We start from the raw sequence: 15,625 nt of genomic DNA on the forward strand, positions 1-15,625 counted from the left end.
GGGCGCTACCGGGTTTTTGGTTCGACAAACGGTGGACGCACGACTTCGCATCCAACCGCGCGACCCCGAACGTCGACGGCCACATGCTGACCGTCCTCGACGCTGGCGTCGCTGTCGATGAGTGCCAGCGCGATACCGGTTTTCAACGTCGGAGAAAACGTGCCCGACGTGGTGACCCCGACCTTGCGCTCACCGTCGAGCACAGTCAGCTCTGCTCGCAGCACGCCGCGGCCCACTGCGCGCAGGCCGCGCAACAGCCGACGCGGACCCTCCCGCTTTTCCGCTAGCAGTGCGTCACGGCCGAAGAACGCATCCTTCTTCCAGCCGATCGCCCAACCGCATCGGGCCTGCAGCGGCGAGATATCGGCCGAAAGTTCATGACCGTGCAGCGGGTAGCCCATCTCGGTGCGCAGCGTGTCACGCGCCCCGAGACCCGCCAACTGCCCGCCAGCTCGCGTAATAGCGGCAACGAGCGCATCGAACACCACACCGGCGGATCCCCAAGGGGGCAGCAGCTCATAGCCTTGCTCCCCGGTGTATCCGCTGCGGCAAACCCGCACTGGCACGTGCCGGAAACTCGCGTCCGCATAGCCCATGTAGTCCATGGAAGTCGGTAGCCCCAACTCGGCGAGCACGTCCGCCGACCGCGGCCCCTGCACCGCCAGCACCGCATAAGAGCGATGCTCGTCGGTGATGGTGAGCCCGGCGGGCGCAGCTTTCTGCAGGGCCGCGACTACTGCAGCGGTGTTTGCAGCGTTGGGCACCAGGAAGATCTCTTCGGGCCCAACATAATAGGCGATCAGGTCGTCGATGACCCCGCCAGAGTCGTTGCAGCACAATGTATATTGCGCCTTTCCCGGCTCGATGCGGTTCAAGTCGTTGGTGAGCGCCGAGTTGACGAATTCTGCCGCACCGGGTCCACGGACCAACGCCTTGCCCAGGTGGCTAACGTCGAACAAGCCGACCGTGGTGCGGGTTGCGGTGTGCTCGCTGACAGTGCCCGCATACGACACCGGCATCAGCCAGCCGCCGAACTCCGCGAAGCTGGCGCCGAGCTCGCGATGGCGTTCCTCCAGTGGTCCGTGCGATAAGTGGTCGGTCACGGCATTCGACCTTAATCCGGGCCGTCACTGGCACACTTGGCCAGGTGGCCGTTTCCTTGCCATCCACCGCGAACATCTGGTCAGCACCCGAACGTTTATCGAGGGCGTGGTAAGCGGTCCGGCGGCCAGCCTGGTGTGTGGCGTCGGTTTCGCGGACCTGTCCGGCTTCACCGCGCTGACCCAGAGGATGACACCCGCGGAGTTGTCGGCAATGCTCACCGAATTCGGCGCCACCGTCACCGACGTGGTGCACGCCTGCGGCGGACGGGTGGTGAAGTTCCTCGGCGATGCCGTGATGTGGGTGAGCTCGGACCCGTAGCGGCTGGCCAAAGCAGCGCTGGACCTCGTCGACCATCCCCGCGCCCGCGAAGCCGGACTGCACGTGCGCGCCGGTCTCGGTTACAGCGAAATCGTGGCCGTCAATGGCGACTACTTCGGCAACGCGGTTAACCTGGTCGCCCGGCTGGTGGCGGCTGCATCGCCCGGGCAGATCCTGGCCGCCGCGGAGGTCCACGAGCAACTAGCAGACTGGCCGGCAATTATCCAGAAACCGTTGCAACTCAAGGGTTTCGATGAACCCGTCGTGGCCTATGACCTGCACGGGGACGTTCGTCGTTAAGGTTGGTGCTCGTGAGCACACAACCCGGTTACCCTGCCCCCGCTGTCACCGTCGCCTCCTCGCTGCCACGCCGCAGCGCCGGCTCGGCGGTGTTGATCGTCCCGGTGGTCTCCTGCGGAGACGAGGATCAGCCGGGTGCCCTGGTTGCCGCCGGTGAGCCTTTTCTGCCGGCCGAGGCCGTCGCCGAGATCGAGGCGGGGCTGCGGGCGTTGGCCGCCACCGGTGCCAGTGAGCAGGTAAACCGCTTGGTGATCACGTCGCTGCCGGTGGCCAGCGTCCTGACGGTCGGACTGGGCACGCGGCGCGACGAGTGGCCTGCCGACACGATCCGCCGTGCAGCCGGCACGGCAGCGCGCTCGCTGGGCAGTGCCGAGGCGGCCATCACCACGCTGACGGCCTGGGACCTGGAGGCAGCGGTGGAAGGACTGATTCTGGGCAGCTACCGGTTCACCGAGTTCCGCACCGACAAGACGGCGCCAAAAGACCCGGGGCTGCGCAAGATCACGGCGTTGTCCACCGCCAAGAACGCCAAAGCGCAAGCTGCTCATGCGACGGCGGTCGCGACCGCCGTCGCCACCGCCCGTGACCTCGTCAACACGCCGCCCAGCCACCTGTTTCCAGCTGAATTAGCTAAGCGGGCAAAGGCTTTGGGCGAATCAGTTGGTCTCGAGGTCGAGGTGCTCGACGAGGATTCGCTGCAAAAGCAGGGCTACGGCGGGGTGTTCGGCGTCGGCAAGGGTTCATCGCGGCCGCCGCGACTGGTGCGGCTGACGCACCGCGGGTCGCGACTGGCCAAGAACCCGAACCAGGCCCGCAAAGTTGCGCTGGTCGGTAAGGGCATCACTTTCGACACCGGCGGCATCTCGATCAAGCCTGCGGCGTCGATGCACTACATGACGTCGGACATGGGCGGTGCCGCGGCGGTCATCGCGACCGTGACGCTGGCCGCCCAGCGCGGCCTGCCGATCGATGTGACCGCCACGGTGCCGGTGGCCGAGAACATGCCGTCGTCGACCGCCCAGCGGCCGGGTGACGTGCTGACGCAGTACGGCGGGACCACCGTCGAGGTGCTCAACACCGACGCCGAGGGCCGGCTGATCCTCGCCGACGCGATCGCGCGGGCCTGCGAAGACGGCCCGGACTATCTGATTGAGACGTCGACGCTGACCGGTGCGCAGACGGTGGCGCTGGGCTCGCGCACACCCGGGGTGATGGGCAGTGACGCGTTCCGCGACCGGGTAGCCGCCATGTCGCAGCGCGTTGGCGAGAACGGGTGGCCGATGCCGCTGCCCGACGAACTCAAGGACGACTTGAAGTCGACGGTGGCCGACCTGGCCAATGTCAGCGGGCAGCGCTTCGCCGGCATGCTGGTGGCGGGCGTATTCCTGCGCGAATTCGTTGCCGACGGGGTGGCCTGGGCGCACATCGACATCGCCGGGCCGGGCTACAACACCGGCAGCCCTTGGGGTTACACCCCCAAAGGAGGCACCGGTGTTCCGACCCGCACCATGTTCGCCGCGCTGGAGGACATCGCGCGAAACGGGTAAGCCCGCCGAATGTGGGGTTGTGTCACGCTTTCGGGCGGAAAGCGTGACTCGTTCCATACCCGCTGCACACTGCTTTTCGAAACCCCGGCGACCTCGGCCACCGTCGGTGTGCTCCAATGCGTCTGGCCCTGCGGGTGGCTATCCTTGGTGAGTGTCACGATCGTCTCGATCATGGCATCTGGGATCGAGGACTTGCGGCCTCGGCCCTCACGGACCTGGCCGAACTTGACCAAACCGTCCTGGGCGAACCGGGTGCGCCAGTTAGCCAATGCGGGCACGGGTTTGCTCGTACCGCAAATCACACCAATTCATTGCCAATTATTTGTGCGACACACCACTAGCCTGCCCGGGCAGGGCAACAGAAGAGTGGGGGAGTCACCGCTGCGTCACCGGCGGAAGCGCTGTTTCTGCTCGGTGGCCTCGCCGGCCGTCATAAGTCCGGAGTCGGCCAGCTTGGCGAGCAGCGATTGCGCCCGCGCGGCGATCTCACGCAGCTCGGCAGCGATCTCCGCGACCGGCTCGGCCTGAGACGGCGCCGGCGGCTTCGCAATGGGCCGTTTAGGCACTCCGGTGGGGTGGTTGTCGCGTCCGAGCGACGCAGTGCTGCCGACGGCGCCCCCGGCCGCCCCGGCAAGGCCCATACTGCTGAAAATATTGCCGGAAGTCCCCGCTGTCACTTCGGGAACGGCTGCTGCGGCGGCCGGCAGTGTGTAGCCGGCCGGGCGAATTTCGGGCGCCGCGACCGTCCAACCCGACGGTACCGATAGCGCGCCGACCGTGCGTCCTTCGCCCATGCCCGCGGCCATCGATTGCAGCGACGGCGCGTCCGACGGTGCCCCGATACCGCCGGCGCCGCCGACGATCCATTGTGGCAGCATCGTCCCACCTGCCCCGTTGCCGGTGAACGGCCCCTTGTGGTCGGCGTAGTCACGGTCGGCGTTGATCAGCAGAGCTCGAAACGTCGTTCCTACCGACGTGAACGACCCCGCCGCAGCCGTCGCGGCAGCGGTGGCAGCGGTGGATGCGACGGGAACGTCGGCGGACGTCAGGGGAATGAGGATCGCTGTCAAGAGCGTAAGCAGCGCTTCGGGAGTCGCCCCTGAAGGAGGCGCCGTCGCTGCTGCCGGTGCCGCCGCAAGCCCTTGCAGCACGTGAGGAATCGCCGCCATAAACTGCGGTCCCTTCGACACGACCGACTGGCCGGCCGCGGCGGCTTGGCCGGCCGCGCCGGCCGGATTGGTGGTCGGCGGCGGCGAAATGAAGGGCGTCAACGTCGACGCCGTCGCCGAGGCGCCCGCGTAGCCGTACATTGCGGCAGCATCTTGAGCCCACATCTCGGCGTAATCGGTTTCGGTGGCCGCGATCGCTGCGGTATTCTGCCCCAGGATGTTGGTCGCGATCAACGCCATCAGCAGGCTGCGGTTGGCGGCGATCAGCGGCGGTGGCACCGTCATCGCAAACGCCGCCTCATAGGCTGCTGCAGCTGCTTTGGACTGTGTGGCGGTCTGCTCGGCCTGCGCGGCGACATTAGTCATCCACTGCAGGTAGGGTGCGACCGCAGCTGCCATCGACGCAGACGAGGGACCCAGCCACGACTCTCCCGTCAGCTCGGAGATCACCGACCCATACGACGCTGCGGTGGACTGCAATTCGGCGGCCAGGCCATCCCAGGCTGCAGCCGCCGCAAACATCGGCCCCGAGCCGGGGCCGGCATACATTCTGCCCGAGTTGATCTCCGGCGGTAAACTCGCGAAATCCATTGTCGTATGCGGTCTTAACCGACCGCTACGGCGTTGGCCGCTTCGGTGAGCAGATATGACGTCGCACCCGTTTTGAGCGTGCTGACAAAAGACTGGTGAATCGCTTCGGCTTGGGCGCTGATCGCCTGGTACATCTGCGCGTGGACCGCGAATTGCGCGGCTGTCAAGGCCGACACCTCGTCGGCAGCAGCAGGTATCACACCCGTCGTCGGCGCGGCGGCGGCGGCATTCTGCGTGCCCATCGTCGTCCCGATACCGGCCAGGTTGGCGGCCGCAGCGCTCAGCGCCTCCAGTTGTACGGTAACGAATGACATTGGCTTTCCTTTCGATAGGTGTATGAACCGTGCCGAACGGTGTCTGCTTGATTCGGCTCTACAGCCCTACGACCGACCACGTTAGTGAACCACAGCCAGTGTCCTGCGCCGGTAATTCGTTACATAATTGTGACTTAGGTAACGTTGATCGGTCAGGCGAATTAGGTTGGCCTATAGGATAATTCAATCTATGACGCGACGTGGACGGCCAACAGCAGAACTAGTGCTCAGCGACGAGGAGCGTCAGACGTTGACGCGGTGGGCGCGGCGGCGGAAATCCTCGCAGGCGCTGGCGTTGCGGTCGCGGATCGTGCTGGCCTGCGCGCAGGGCCTGACCAACAAGCAGGTCGCCGCCCAAGAGCACGTGTCGCAACCAACGGTGGGTAAGTGGCGGGCCCGGTTCGTCGAAGCGCGCTGCGATGGATTGGTCGACGAACCGCGCCCGGGCCGGCCAGCCACGATCGCCGCCGAGCAGGTCGAAGAGGTGGTCGTGGCCACCCTGGAGTCCACCCCGGACAATGCCATGCACTGGTCACGCGCATCGATGGCCAAGCGGTCGGGCTTGAGCAAGTCGACGATCGGGCGCATCTGGAAGGCCTTCGAGCTGCAGCCCCACCGCAGCGAGCACTACAAACTTTAAACTTTCCAACGACCCCCTGTTCGTGGAGAAGGTCTACGACGTTGTTGGGCTCTACCTGGACCCACCCGAGTCCGCGGTGGTTTTGTGCGTGGATGAAAAGTCGCAGATCCAGGCGCTGGCGCGCAGCCGGCCAGCATTCCCGATGATGCCCGGCATGCCCGAAAAACGCACCCACGACTACGTCCGCAACGCCACCACCGGCCTGTTCGCCGCGTTCGACATCAGCGACGGCACTGGCATATCCTCGCTGCACCGCCGCCACCGCGCGGTGGAATTCAAGAAGTTCCTGGCAAAGATCGACACCGAGGTCCCCGCCGACTTGGACGTGCACCTGGTCTGCGACAACTACGGCGCCCCTAAAGCGCCCACCGTCACGGCCTGGCTGGACAAGCGCCCCCGCTTCCACATGCACTACACGCCAACCTATTCCAGCTGGATCAACCAAGTTGAGCGGTGGTTCGCCGAACTCACCCGCCAACTCATCGAACGTGGCGACCACCGCAACGTGCAGACCCTGGAAAAGACATCCGCGCCTGGGTGGCCAACTGGAATGACAACCCAAAACCATTCGTGTGGACCAAAACCGCTGAACAGATCCTCCAGTCCATCCAACGACTCATGAAACGAATTACAGGCGCAGGATAGTAACATGAAAGCCCTTGAAACCTACGCGAGGCAGCCGGCTGGATGGTCACCGCCGCCCGCACCCGGCCGGTCCGCACATAGTAGGAGGGCGCTGAATAAGCCGACCGCGACGCCGGCTACTGGCGGGAGCTGTCCATGCGCCGAGTCGAGGTGTCGCACACCTTGGTGTCGACGCGCCGCGCCGCGCCCGGACGTTCTTTGAGGCGCTGGTCGCCGACAATCTCGGCATCGGCCGCCCCGACAGCGTGGAGCTGATCTTTACCGGGCCCCGCCACCGGGGCAGGCCCGTCAAACTCGACTGTGCGCCCAAGACGAAGATCCTCACTCGCGGCACCGAGGTCACCGTCAACGCCTTCTACACGAGCTCCCGCATCAAGCAGTATGTGAAGGACGGGCGGGCGCTGCGCATCGAAACCGTCGTCAACTCACTCGATGACCTGCGCTGCCAGCGCCGCCTGCCCCATCTCGACGAGCTGCTCGCCCGCGCGCGTGCGATCAATCGGCGCCTGCTCGATGCTGAACGTGCCGGCCAGGGCTGCGTCCTTGCGAGTCCAGCCTTTGAGCGGATCGCAGCGCCCACCCTCACCGGGGATGGCAGCAAGACCCCGGCCTTACGGTTCGGCGATCTTCGGGTCCAAGCCCTGCCCGGCGCCCTATGCACGACAATGCTCGCCGTCACCGCCATCACCAACAAGAGCCTGCGCGCCTTGATGACCGGCCTGCTCGACGGCACCGACTACACCATGAGCCGGGCCAGCTACGACCTGGCCCGGCTCCGGGTCAACGGGCTCATCGATCGACTCCCCGGCCGCAACCTGTATCGGCTCACCGGCGACGGACTGCGGTTTGCCATCTTCTACACCAAACTCCACGACCGCCTGCTGGGTCCCCTGTTGGCCGCCGACCAGCCACCAGCACCACAGCCACTACGAGATGCCTTGCACACCATAGACTTTCACATCACCAAATACATCGAAACGGCCAGGCTCCCACAAAAAGCGGCCTGAAAACTCAAGACAAATCTCAACAAGTTGGCGACAAAGGATCCCTAGACTAGGAGGGTCGCCTACCTCGACTTTTCACCTAATTGACTGGCATCGGGTGTCGTTAACGTGAAAGGTGCGCTGCCACACGGGTAATCGGGTTGTCTGACGTTCCGGTATCCAGGATGGGGAGCGCACCTGACAGATGCACGGTACTACGGAGTGGCCGAAGAATCTTCGTGTCGAGGTCCGCGGCGACGATGTGGTCGGGCACGGCGGGTGCCTGGATGCCGCGGATGCCGGCGGATGCGACCGGGCTCACCGCGGGATTGTCGGCGGCGCTGCCGCGGCCGGGGGTGACCCATGATCGGGGCGCGGCGCTGCGCGATGTGGCGGTGATGATCGCCGGCGCCGGCCGCGACATCTGCGATGTGGTGGTGCTGCGCGAGCAGGACCCGGTGTTCGGCCCGGCGGCGCCGGCGGCCGCGGCGCGGCGGTCGCTGAACGAGATCGACGGGCCGGCGCTGGCCCGGGTCATGATGGTGGGCAGCACGCTCCGCGAGCGGGTGTGGGAGTGGATCGGAGCCCGGCACGGGCGGATCCCTCCGGCGCCCGCCTGCTAGGGGGATCTGGGCGCGGTGATCGTGATCGGCGTCGGCGCCCCGCTGATCGGCTCACATTCGGGAACGCAGCACGCGGCCGGGAACGTCAAGGGAGGGTGCGGGTTTCATCCGCTCACGGCCGTGGTGCGGCAATACCGGGGGGGTTGCTGGCGATCATCGCGGCGCGCGGGCAACGCGCCAGGACGCGCAGGCCGCCGGGCTGACCGGGCTGCTGCGCGAGTCCGCCGGCGGGGACCGGCTGGCCGGCTGGCCCGCCGGCATGCGGATCCTGGCGCGCCGGGAGAAGACCGAGACTGGCGCTCAGTTGTCGCTGTTCGGGCAGCTGGGCGGATACCGGTATCAGGTTGGCGGCCAACACCGCCGGCGGGCAGGTGCGGCGGCCGAAGGCGCGGCGCCGGGTGCACGCCCGCGCGGAAGGGTTCATCCGCAACGGGACGGCCGCCGGCCTGGCCCGGTGGCCGCCGTCCTCGTTCGCGATCAGCACCGCCTGGGTCACCGCCGCCGCGACCGCGATCGGCCCGCTGTGCTGGATCAGGCTGCTGCTGCTCGACGGGCCGCCGGCCAAGGCCGAACCCGACACCCTGCGGCACCGGCTGCTGCACACCGCCGCCCGGCTGATCAACCACTCCCGCCACCTGTTCCTCCGCATCCCCGAAACCTGGCCCTGGGCGCACGAATTCGCCGACGCGTTCAACCGCGTCCTGGCGATCCCCTGACGAAAAGGCCGTTGCCGCTACGACCCCCAGAAGGAGCAACCAGCACCGGGACCGTGGAACCCGGCGGCACCGCCCGACACGCGCCGCCGAGACCTACCCGACCCGAGAAAACAAGATCAACAAGCGTCAGCCGCCGACGTCACGGCACCACCCGCATCCCCATGAAATTTTGAGGCCGGCAACGCCAGGTGACCCGCCGAATCCAAAGACTCCACGCGATCGACGCGAGGGTGATGCTGATCAGGGTGGTGAGAGCCACGCCGATTATTGTAACGCTGTCTATTAGAGCGGCGGGGCGTCTTGCCGCGGTCCCCACTCCGAAAATTTCGTCGACTGCGCGGTCTTCACAGCAACGTTGCCCGACGCCTGCGGCAAAGGCGCGGCGCCCCGGATCTCCTCAGCCAGTGCGGTGATCTCTTCTGGGTCGATGAACCGGTAGCGGGTCAGCAGCTCGGCGCGGTTGATGCCGAGATTGGCCGCCGCGACGCGCAAGTTGTCCGCAGTGATCAGGGTTCCCTTGTCCAGCTGGTCGTAGTATGTGGACCGCGGCAGTTCCATCGCCGTCCAGATCTCTTCTCGGCTGAGGGAACGCCCTGCCAGGTAGGAAAGCACCGTGGCGAGCTCTTTGCCGCTGTCGTCGGGATACACAGAAAACAAGATAATCCAGATTTCTGGCTTTTACATCCAGAACAGCTCACACCGGCGATGTTCTATCCCCGTAGGAGCTAAAGATTTCCCAGACCACGGATGTTAAATCTAATTTATCGGATACCGTTATTTGTCACGTTTAGAATAACTCGGTCCGTATGGCCTCTCGGAGCCGGCTGCGCCCTGGTTGTGTGCCGCTGGCGGCGCAGTGACAGGATGGTTTCGGTAATCCGCTTGGGTGCAGCTTCCGGTCACAACGCTGCGGGAAGCCAGAGGCCGACGCGCGCGCCCACCAACCGATCCAGGAGTCGACAGAGATGGCCTTCTCAGTGCAGATGCCGGCACTCGGTGAGAGCGTGACTGAGGGAACCGTGACTCGCTGGCTCAAGCAAGAAGGCGACACAGTCGAACTCGACGAGCCCCTGCTGGAAGTGTCCACCGACAAGGTCGACACCGAAATTCCGTCGCCTGCGGCGGGAGTCCTGACCAAGATCGTCGCCCGGGAGGACGACACCGTCGAGATCGGCGGCGAACTGGCCGTCATCGGCGACGCGGCGGAAAGCACGGCAGCTGGCGATGACGAGCAGCCCGCCGAGCAAGCAGCACCTGAACCGCAACCGGAGCCGGCCCCAGAACCGCAACAGCAGGCCGAGCCGCCCGCAGCAGCCGGCGAACACGACGGCACTGGCCCGTCGACGCCGGTGCTGATGCCCGAACTCGGCGAATCCGTCACCGAGGGCACCGTGACCCGCTGGCTGAAGAAGGTCGGCGACCCGGTGGACGTGGACGAGCCGCTGGTCGAAGTGTCCACGGACAAGGTCGACACCGAGATCCCGTCCCCGGTGGCGGGGACGCTGATCAGCATCACCGCCGAGGAGGACGTCACCGTCTCGATCGGCGGCGAGCTCGCCAGGATCGGGACCGGCGCCACCACAGCGGCAGCCAAGCCCGCGCCCGAGCCACCGGCCCCTCCGGCGGCCCAACCCGAGGCGAAGCCCCAGGCCGCACCGCCACCCCCGCCGCAACCGGCGCCTGCGCCGCAAGCCAAACCCGAACCCGCACCCCAACCCCGGGCCGACGGCGCGCCGGCGGCTGGCGCGGCGAGCGCTCCCTACGTCACGCCGCTGGTCCGAAAGTTGGCTGCCGAGAACAATATTGATCTTGCCGAGGTGAGCGGCACCGGGGTCGGTGGACGTATCCGCAAACAGGACGTGCTGGCGGCCGCGCAGCAGAAGGAAGAAGCTAAAAAGGCGCCGGCAGCTGCCGCGCCGAAACCAAGCATCCCCGCCCCGGCGCCCGCGCTGGAGCATCTGCGGGGGACCACGCAGAAGGCCAGCAGGATTCGCCAAATCACCGCGAAGAAAACCCGGGAATCGCTGCAAGCCACCGCACAGCTCACCCAGACCCATGAAGTCGACATGACCCGGATCGTGGCGCTGCGCGAAAAAGCCAAGGCCACCTTCGCCGAGCGGGAGGGTGTGAACCTGACCTTCCTGCCGTTCATCGCACGCGCCGTCATCGATGCGCTCAAAGCCCATCCGAACGTCAATGCCAGCTACAACGAAGACACCAAGGAGATCACCTACTACGACGCCGAGCATCTGGGCTTCGCTGTCGACACCGAGCAGGGCCTGCTCTCCCCCGTCATCCACAATGCCGGTGACCTGTCACTGCCCGGGTTGGCCCGCGCAATCGCCGACATCGCCGCTCGCGCCCGCTCAGGTGACCTCAAACCCGACGAACTGTCCGGAGGGACCTTCACGATCACCAACATCGGCAGCCAGGGCGCACTGATGGACACCCCGATCCTGGTGCCACCGCAGGCCGCAATGCTGGGCACCGGTGCCATCGTCAAACGGCCGCGGGTTGTGGTCGATGACACCGGCAACGAATCCATCGGGGTGCGCTCAATCTGCTACCTGCCCCTGACCTATGACCACAGGCTGATCGACGGCGCCGACGCCGGGCGGTTCCTGACCACGGTCAAGCATCGGCTCGAAGAGGGCGCGTTCGAGGCCGACCTAGGACTGTAGGCAGGGCTTGAAGCGTGGCCAAGGCTGTCGTTGCGATCGCGGGTTCGTCCGGGCTGATCGGCTCGGCGCTGGTGACGGCGCTGCGCACGGCAGACCATCGGGTTCTACGGATCCTGCGTCGCACGCCGGCGAATGCCGGTGAGCTGCACTGGGATCCGGAAAGCGGCGAATTCGACGCCAGCGCATTGAGCGGAGTCGACGTCGTGGTGAACTTGTGCGGCATCAACATCGGAGGGCGACGTTGGTCAGGGGCGTTCAAACAAAGCCTGCGCGATAGCCGCATCACGCCAACCGAAGTGCTGTCCACCGCGGTCGCTGACGCCGGCATCGGCGTGCTGGTCAATGCCAGCGCGGTCGGCTACTACGGTGACACCAGAGATCGGGTGGTCGTCGAAACCGATTCGGCGGGAACGGGTTTCCTAGCCCAACTGTGTAAGGACTGGGAAGCGGCCACCGCGCCGGCCCAGCGGGCAGGCACCCGGGTGGTGCGGGCCCGCACCGGATTGGTGCTGGCCCCGTCCGGCGGTGCGCTACGCCGGTTGCGGCCGCTGTTCTCGGTGGGCCTTGGCGCCCGCCTGGGCAATGGCCGCCAGTACATGTCGTGGATCAGCCTCGAGGATGAGGTACGAGCTCTGCAGTTGGCGATCTCCGATCCTCGAATCTCCGGGCCGGTGAACTTCACCGGGCCTGCACCCGTCACCAACGCAGAGTTCACCACGGCACTGGGCCGAGCGGTGAATCGGCGCGCCCCGCTGTTGATGCCGGGATTCGTGGTGCGCGCAGCACTCGGCGAGTTCGCTGACGAAAGCCTGCTGACCGGGCAACGCGCGATCCCCGCCGTACTCGAACGCGCCGGATTCGAGTTCCACCACAACACCGTCGGAGAGGCGCTGCGCTACGCCACCGCGAGGCCCGACGTGGCCTAGGCCTGTAGCCTCGGCCGTGTGAGTTCTATCCGCGCGAGCGCGGCCCCGATCGATGTTCGCCAGCTAGGCACGGTTGACTACCGAGTGGCATGGCAGCTGCAACGTGAGCTGGCCGACGCCCGGGTAGCGGGCGGCGCCGACACGCTGCTGCTGCTCGAACACCCGGCGGTCTACACCGCCGGACGTCGCACGTCCGCGCCTGAACGCCCAACGGACGGCACGCCGGTCATCGACACCGACCGCGGCGGCAAGATCACCTGGCACGGCCCCGGCCAGCTCGTCGGCTACCCGATCGTCACGCTTGCCGAACCGCTCGATGTGGTCAATTACGTTCGGCGCATTGAGGAATCGCTGATCAAGGTCTGCACCGCACTGGGTTTGGAGGTAGGCCGAGTCGACGGCCGATCCGGCGTATGGTTGCCGGCCGGCGGCAATAAGCCCGCGCGCAAGGTCGCCGCCGTCGGCGTACGGGTCTCACGGGCGACCACGCTGCACGGGTTCGCGCTCAACTGCGACTGCGACCTCGACGCGTTCGAAAAGATTGTCCCGTGCGGCATCACCGACGCCGGGGTGACGTCCATCTCAGCCGAACTGGGCCGCCGCGTCGGCGTCGACGACGTCCGATCGGCAGTCGCCGACGCAGTGTGCGACGCGCTGGACGGCCGACTGGCGGTTAGCTCGGTAGCGTCGACATCGTGACCGTCACCCCGGAGGGTCGGAAGCTTCTGCGTCTGGAAGTGCGCAACGCGCAGACACCGATCGAGCGCAAGCCGCCGTGGATCAGGACGCGGCTGCGGATGGGCCCGCAGTACACGGAGCTGAAAAACCTGGTCCGTCGCGAGGGTCTACACACCGTCTGCGAGCAGGCCGGCTGTCCCAACATCTACGAGTGTTGGGAAGACCGCGAAGCCACCTTCCTGATCGGCGGCCAGCTGTGCACCCGTCGCTGTGACTTCTGCCAAATCGATACCGGCAAGCCCGCCGCCCTTGACCGTGACGAACCCCGACGAGTGGCCGAAAGCGTGCAGGCGATGAGCCTGCGGTATTCCACCGTCACCGGGGTGGCCCGCGATGACCTGCCCGACGGCGGCGCATGGCTGTACGCCGAGACCGTGCGCGCCATCAAGAAGCTCAACCCGTCCACCGGCGTGGAGCTGTTGATCCCCGATTTCAACGGCGTCCGCGACCAGCTGCGGCAAGTCTTTGAATCTGCGCCGGAAGTGTTGGCGCACAACGTCGAGACCGTGCCGCGCGTCTTCAAGCGAATCCGCCCGGCCTTCTCCTATCGGCGAAGCCTCGGCGTGCTCACCGCGGCGCGGGATTTCGGGCTGGTCGCCAAGAGCAACCTCATTCTCGGGCTGGGCGAGACACGTGAGGAGGTGCGCACCGCGCTGGCCGATCTGATCGAGGCCGGGTGCGACATCGTCACGATCACCCAATACCTTCGCCCGTCGGCGCGACATCACCCGGTCGAGCGCTGGGTGCATCCCGATGAGTTCGCCGAGTATTCGGACTACGCCGAACACCTGGGCTTCGCCGGGGTGCTGGCCGGGCCGCTGGTTCGCTCGTCGTACCGGGCCGGACGGCTCTACCAGCAGGCCGTGCAGTCCCGCCCGCCCGTATCCTAAAGCTATGGCGAAACTCCGTGGTGCCAAGGCGAGCAAGGCCGCCAGGGCCGAAGCGAAAGCAGCCCGCAAAGCAGCCGCCAAAGAGCGCCGCGGTCAACTCTGGCACGCGTTCACTGTGCAGCGCCAAGAGGACAAGCGGCTAGTCCCCTACATGATCGCTGCTTTCGTGCTGATCGCGGGCGTATCGCTGGCGGCTGGGGTGTCTGCCGGCGGGTTCACCGCGATCATGATGATCCCGCTGGGCGTGGTGCTGGGCGTCCTGGTGGCCTTCATCATTTTCGGTCGGCGTGCGCAGCGGTCGGTCTATCGCAAGGCCGAGGGCCAGGCCGGCGCCGCTGCCTGGGCGCTGGACAATCTGCGCGGCAAGTGGCGCGTCACCCCCGGTGTGGCAGCGACCGGCCATTTCGACGCCGTGCACCGGGTGATCGGCCGACCCGGCGTCATCCTGGTGGCGGAGGGCTCGCCGGCGCGGCTGAAACCCCTGCTCGCCCAGGAGAAGAAACGCACCGCCCGGCTGGTCGGCGAGGTCCCGATCTATGACGTCATCATCGGCAACGGCGACGGAGAACTTCCCCTGGCCAAGCTCGAGCGCCACCTCAACCGGCTGCCGGCCAACATCACCGCCAAGCAAATGGACTCGCTGGAATCGCGGCTGAGCGCGCTCGGCTCGCGCGCCGGGACGGCCGCAACGCCCAAGGGCCCGCTGCCCGGCACCGCCAAGATGCGCGGTGTCCAGCGCACCGTGCGCCGCCGATAGTCGGGTGGCCACCCAGCAGGCACAGCTAGCGCCGCACGACGGCGGTGGCGGTCAGGCGATCTTGCAGCCCGCGACCGTCGACGTCGACGAACAGCGCCGGCACAACGAGCGCGATCAGCACCCCGCGCACCGCGGCACGACCCAACCCGACCTGCATTCGTTCATCGACAGACGCCACCGCAAGTCCCAGCGCAAACTGTCCGGGGGTGAACCCGAAAAGCCGGACCGCGAGCACGCCGAGCGCCAACCAGATGAGCAGCACCGCCGACGACAGCAGTCGCGGGGAGATCAGCCCGAGTGCCGTACCGAGCGCGGCCAGGCCGTCGGCAAGCAACCAGTCGACAACCAGCGCGGCCATCCGGCGACCAAGTCGGGCCAACGACCCCGATCCGCGTTCGGGCAAGCCGAGCCGCCCGCCCGGGTAGTGCTGCGGCGGCCCCGAGTCGAGTGGTCCGGGACCGGACAGCCAAGATACGATCCTGCGGGCCATGACCCCACAATAAGGTGAGGTCTGACGACACTCGGCGGCGAACCTCGCCGTCGGCGTAACGTCGGCGCAACACAGGGTTGACCCGCGGGAAACCTTGGCTCCATAGCGTCTGGTCGGATCGTCCAGTCAGGGCCAGTAAAGGAGAGCGCTTTAATGACGACAGTAGATGCGAAGCCCGCAGCGAAGGAGAGCG

At 66.6% G+C, this 15,625-nt stretch carries 15 protein-coding genes and 2 pseudogenes; 11 read left to right on the plus strand and 6 right to left on the minus strand.

What is annotated here, in order from left to right; translation table 11 throughout:
* Positions 1–5: 5 nt before the first annotated feature.
* Positions 6–1,103 carry a glycine cleavage system aminomethyltransferase GcvT gene (gene gcvT, locus M5I08_RS14005; RefSeq protein ID WP_219067282.1) on the minus strand — a complete coding sequence of 366 codons (1,098 nt, stop codon included), beginning with the start codon at positions 1,101–1,103 and terminating at the stop codon, positions 6–8.
* A 61-nt stretch (positions 1,104–1,164) separates the two neighbouring features.
* On the opposite strand from gcvT, the pseudogene M5I08_RS14010 reads away from it, so the two are divergent.
* Both M5I08_RS14010 and M5I08_RS14015 read left to right on the plus strand, forming a co-directional pair.
* Positions 1,165–1,722: pseudogene (locus tag M5I08_RS14010) on the plus strand (adenylate/guanylate cyclase domain-containing protein); the annotation flags it as partial.
* Between the two features lie 11 nt (positions 1,723–1,733).
* Entirely contained in the window at positions 1,734–3,269 is a 1,536-nt protein-coding gene (locus M5I08_RS14015) for a leucyl aminopeptidase (protein WP_219067283.1), read from the plus strand.
* On the opposite strand, the gene M5I08_RS26845 is transcribed toward M5I08_RS14015, so the two are convergent.
* The 3 genes from M5I08_RS26845 to M5I08_RS14025 all read right to left on the minus strand — a co-directional run bounded on the left by M5I08_RS26845 (position 3,191) and on the right by M5I08_RS14025 (position 5,343).
* Positions 3,191–3,571 (minus strand): helix-turn-helix domain-containing protein, encoded by a 381-nt coding sequence (locus tag M5I08_RS26845; RefSeq protein WP_370328478.1) that lies wholly within the window; start codon positions 3,569–3,571, stop codon positions 3,191–3,193. The genes M5I08_RS14015 and M5I08_RS26845 overlap by 79 nt on opposite strands.
* 84 nt (positions 3,572–3,655) lie before the next feature.
* The gene (locus M5I08_RS14020; protein ID WP_219067285.1) at positions 3,656–5,029 is read right to left on the minus strand and encodes a PPE family protein; all 1,374 of its coding nucleotides are present in this window, start codon (positions 5,027–5,029) and stop codon (positions 3,656–3,658) included.
* Between the two features lie 14 nt (positions 5,030–5,043).
* Positions 5,044–5,343: a PE family protein gene (locus M5I08_RS14025; protein ID WP_219067286.1), complete on the minus strand. Its 300-nt coding sequence runs from the start codon at positions 5,341–5,343 to the stop codon at positions 5,044–5,046.
* A 190-nt stretch (positions 5,344–5,533) separates the two neighbouring features.
* Here M5I08_RS14025 and M5I08_RS14030 point away from each other — a divergent pair.
* The 4 genes and pseudogenes from M5I08_RS14030 (at position 5,534) to M5I08_RS14045 (ending at position 8,950) form a co-directional block, all read left to right on the plus strand.
* Positions 5,534–6,628 (plus strand): annotated as a pseudogene (locus M5I08_RS14030) (IS630 family transposase).
* Between the two features lie 245 nt (positions 6,629–6,873).
* Positions 6,874–7,635 carry a hypothetical protein gene (locus M5I08_RS14035; RefSeq protein WP_249762776.1) on the plus strand — a complete coding sequence of 254 codons (762 nt, stop codon included), beginning with the start codon at positions 6,874–6,876 and terminating at the stop codon, positions 7,633–7,635.
* Between the two features lie 215 nt (positions 7,636–7,850).
* Positions 7,851–8,234, plus strand: coding sequence for a hypothetical protein (locus M5I08_RS14040; RefSeq protein WP_219069415.1), 384 nt, complete (start codon positions 7,851–7,853; stop codon positions 8,232–8,234).
* A gap of 344 nt (positions 8,235–8,578) precedes the next feature.
* A complete protein-coding gene (locus M5I08_RS14045; protein ID WP_249762777.1) occupies positions 8,579–8,950 on the plus strand; it encodes a transposase in 372 nt (123 codons plus the stop codon).
* Between the two features lie 282 nt (positions 8,951–9,232).
* Here M5I08_RS14045 and M5I08_RS14050 read toward each other — a convergent pair whose 3' ends face one another.
* The gene (locus M5I08_RS14050) at positions 9,233–9,598 is read right to left on the minus strand and encodes a hypothetical protein (RefSeq protein ID WP_219069412.1); all 366 of its coding nucleotides are present in this window, start codon (positions 9,596–9,598) and stop codon (positions 9,233–9,235) included.
* A 317-nt stretch (positions 9,599–9,915) separates the two neighbouring features.
* Here M5I08_RS14050 and sucB point away from each other — a divergent pair, with 317 nt between their 5' ends.
* From sucB to M5I08_RS14075, 5 genes are read left to right on the plus strand one after another with little or no spacing between them, the layout of a single operon-like run.
* Positions 9,916–11,631, plus strand: a complete 1,716-nt coding sequence (gene sucB / locus M5I08_RS14055; RefSeq protein ID WP_219069410.1) for a 2-oxoglutarate dehydrogenase, E2 component, dihydrolipoamide succinyltransferase — start codon at positions 9,916–9,918, stop codon at positions 11,629–11,631.
* 14 nt (positions 11,632–11,645) lie between these two features.
* Positions 11,646–12,557: a TIGR01777 family oxidoreductase gene (locus tag M5I08_RS14060; RefSeq protein ID WP_219069408.1), complete on the plus strand. Its 912-nt coding sequence runs from the start codon at positions 11,646–11,648 to the stop codon at positions 12,555–12,557.
* 18 nt (positions 12,558–12,575) lie between these two features.
* The gene (gene lipB / locus M5I08_RS14065) at positions 12,576–13,256 is read left to right on the plus strand and encodes a lipoyl(octanoyl) transferase LipB (protein WP_219069406.1); all 681 of its coding nucleotides are present in this window, start codon (positions 12,576–12,578) and stop codon (positions 13,254–13,256) included.
* Positions 13,253–14,185, plus strand: a complete 933-nt coding sequence (gene lipA, locus M5I08_RS14070; protein WP_219069404.1) for a lipoyl synthase — start codon at positions 13,253–13,255, stop codon at positions 14,183–14,185. Before lipB ends, lipA begins: the two co-directional genes overlap by 4 nt.
* Positions 14,186–14,189: 4 nt before the next feature.
* A complete protein-coding gene (locus M5I08_RS14075) occupies positions 14,190–14,942 on the plus strand; it encodes a DUF4191 domain-containing protein (RefSeq protein ID WP_219069402.1) in 753 nt (250 codons plus the stop codon).
* Between the two features lie 25 nt (positions 14,943–14,967).
* Here M5I08_RS14075 and M5I08_RS14080 read toward each other — a convergent pair whose 3' ends face one another.
* Positions 14,968–15,432, minus strand: coding sequence for an RDD family protein (locus M5I08_RS14080; protein ID WP_219069400.1), 465 nt, complete (start codon positions 15,430–15,432; stop codon positions 14,968–14,970).
* Between the last annotated feature and the right edge of the window lie 193 nt (positions 15,433–15,625).

The organism is Candidatus Mycobacterium methanotrophicum, from assembly GCF_023515995.1.
GTDB lineage: Bacteria > Actinomycetota > Actinomycetes > Mycobacteriales > Mycobacteriaceae > Mycobacterium > Mycobacterium methanotrophicum.

Excerpts from the sequence above, each read along its gene's own strand:
- M5I08_RS14020 (WP_219067285.1), bottom strand. The coding sequence starts at position 5,029 with ATGGATTTCGCGAGTTTACCGCCGGAGATCAACTCGGGCAGAATGTAT.
- M5I08_RS14025 (WP_219067286.1), bottom strand. The coding sequence starts at position 5,343 with ATGTCATTCGTTACCGTACAACTGGAGGCGCTGAGCGCTGCGGCCGCC.
- sucB (WP_219069410.1), top strand. The coding sequence starts at position 9,916 with ATGGCCTTCTCAGTGCAGATGCCGGCACTCGGTGAGAGCGTGACTGAG.
- M5I08_RS14075 (WP_219069402.1), top strand. The coding sequence starts at position 14,190 with ATGGCGAAACTCCGTGGTGCCAAGGCGAGCAAGGCCGCCAGGGCCGAA.
- M5I08_RS14080 (WP_219069400.1), bottom strand. The coding sequence starts at position 15,432 with ATGGCCCGCAGGATCGTATCTTGGCTGTCCGGTCCCGGACCACTCGAC.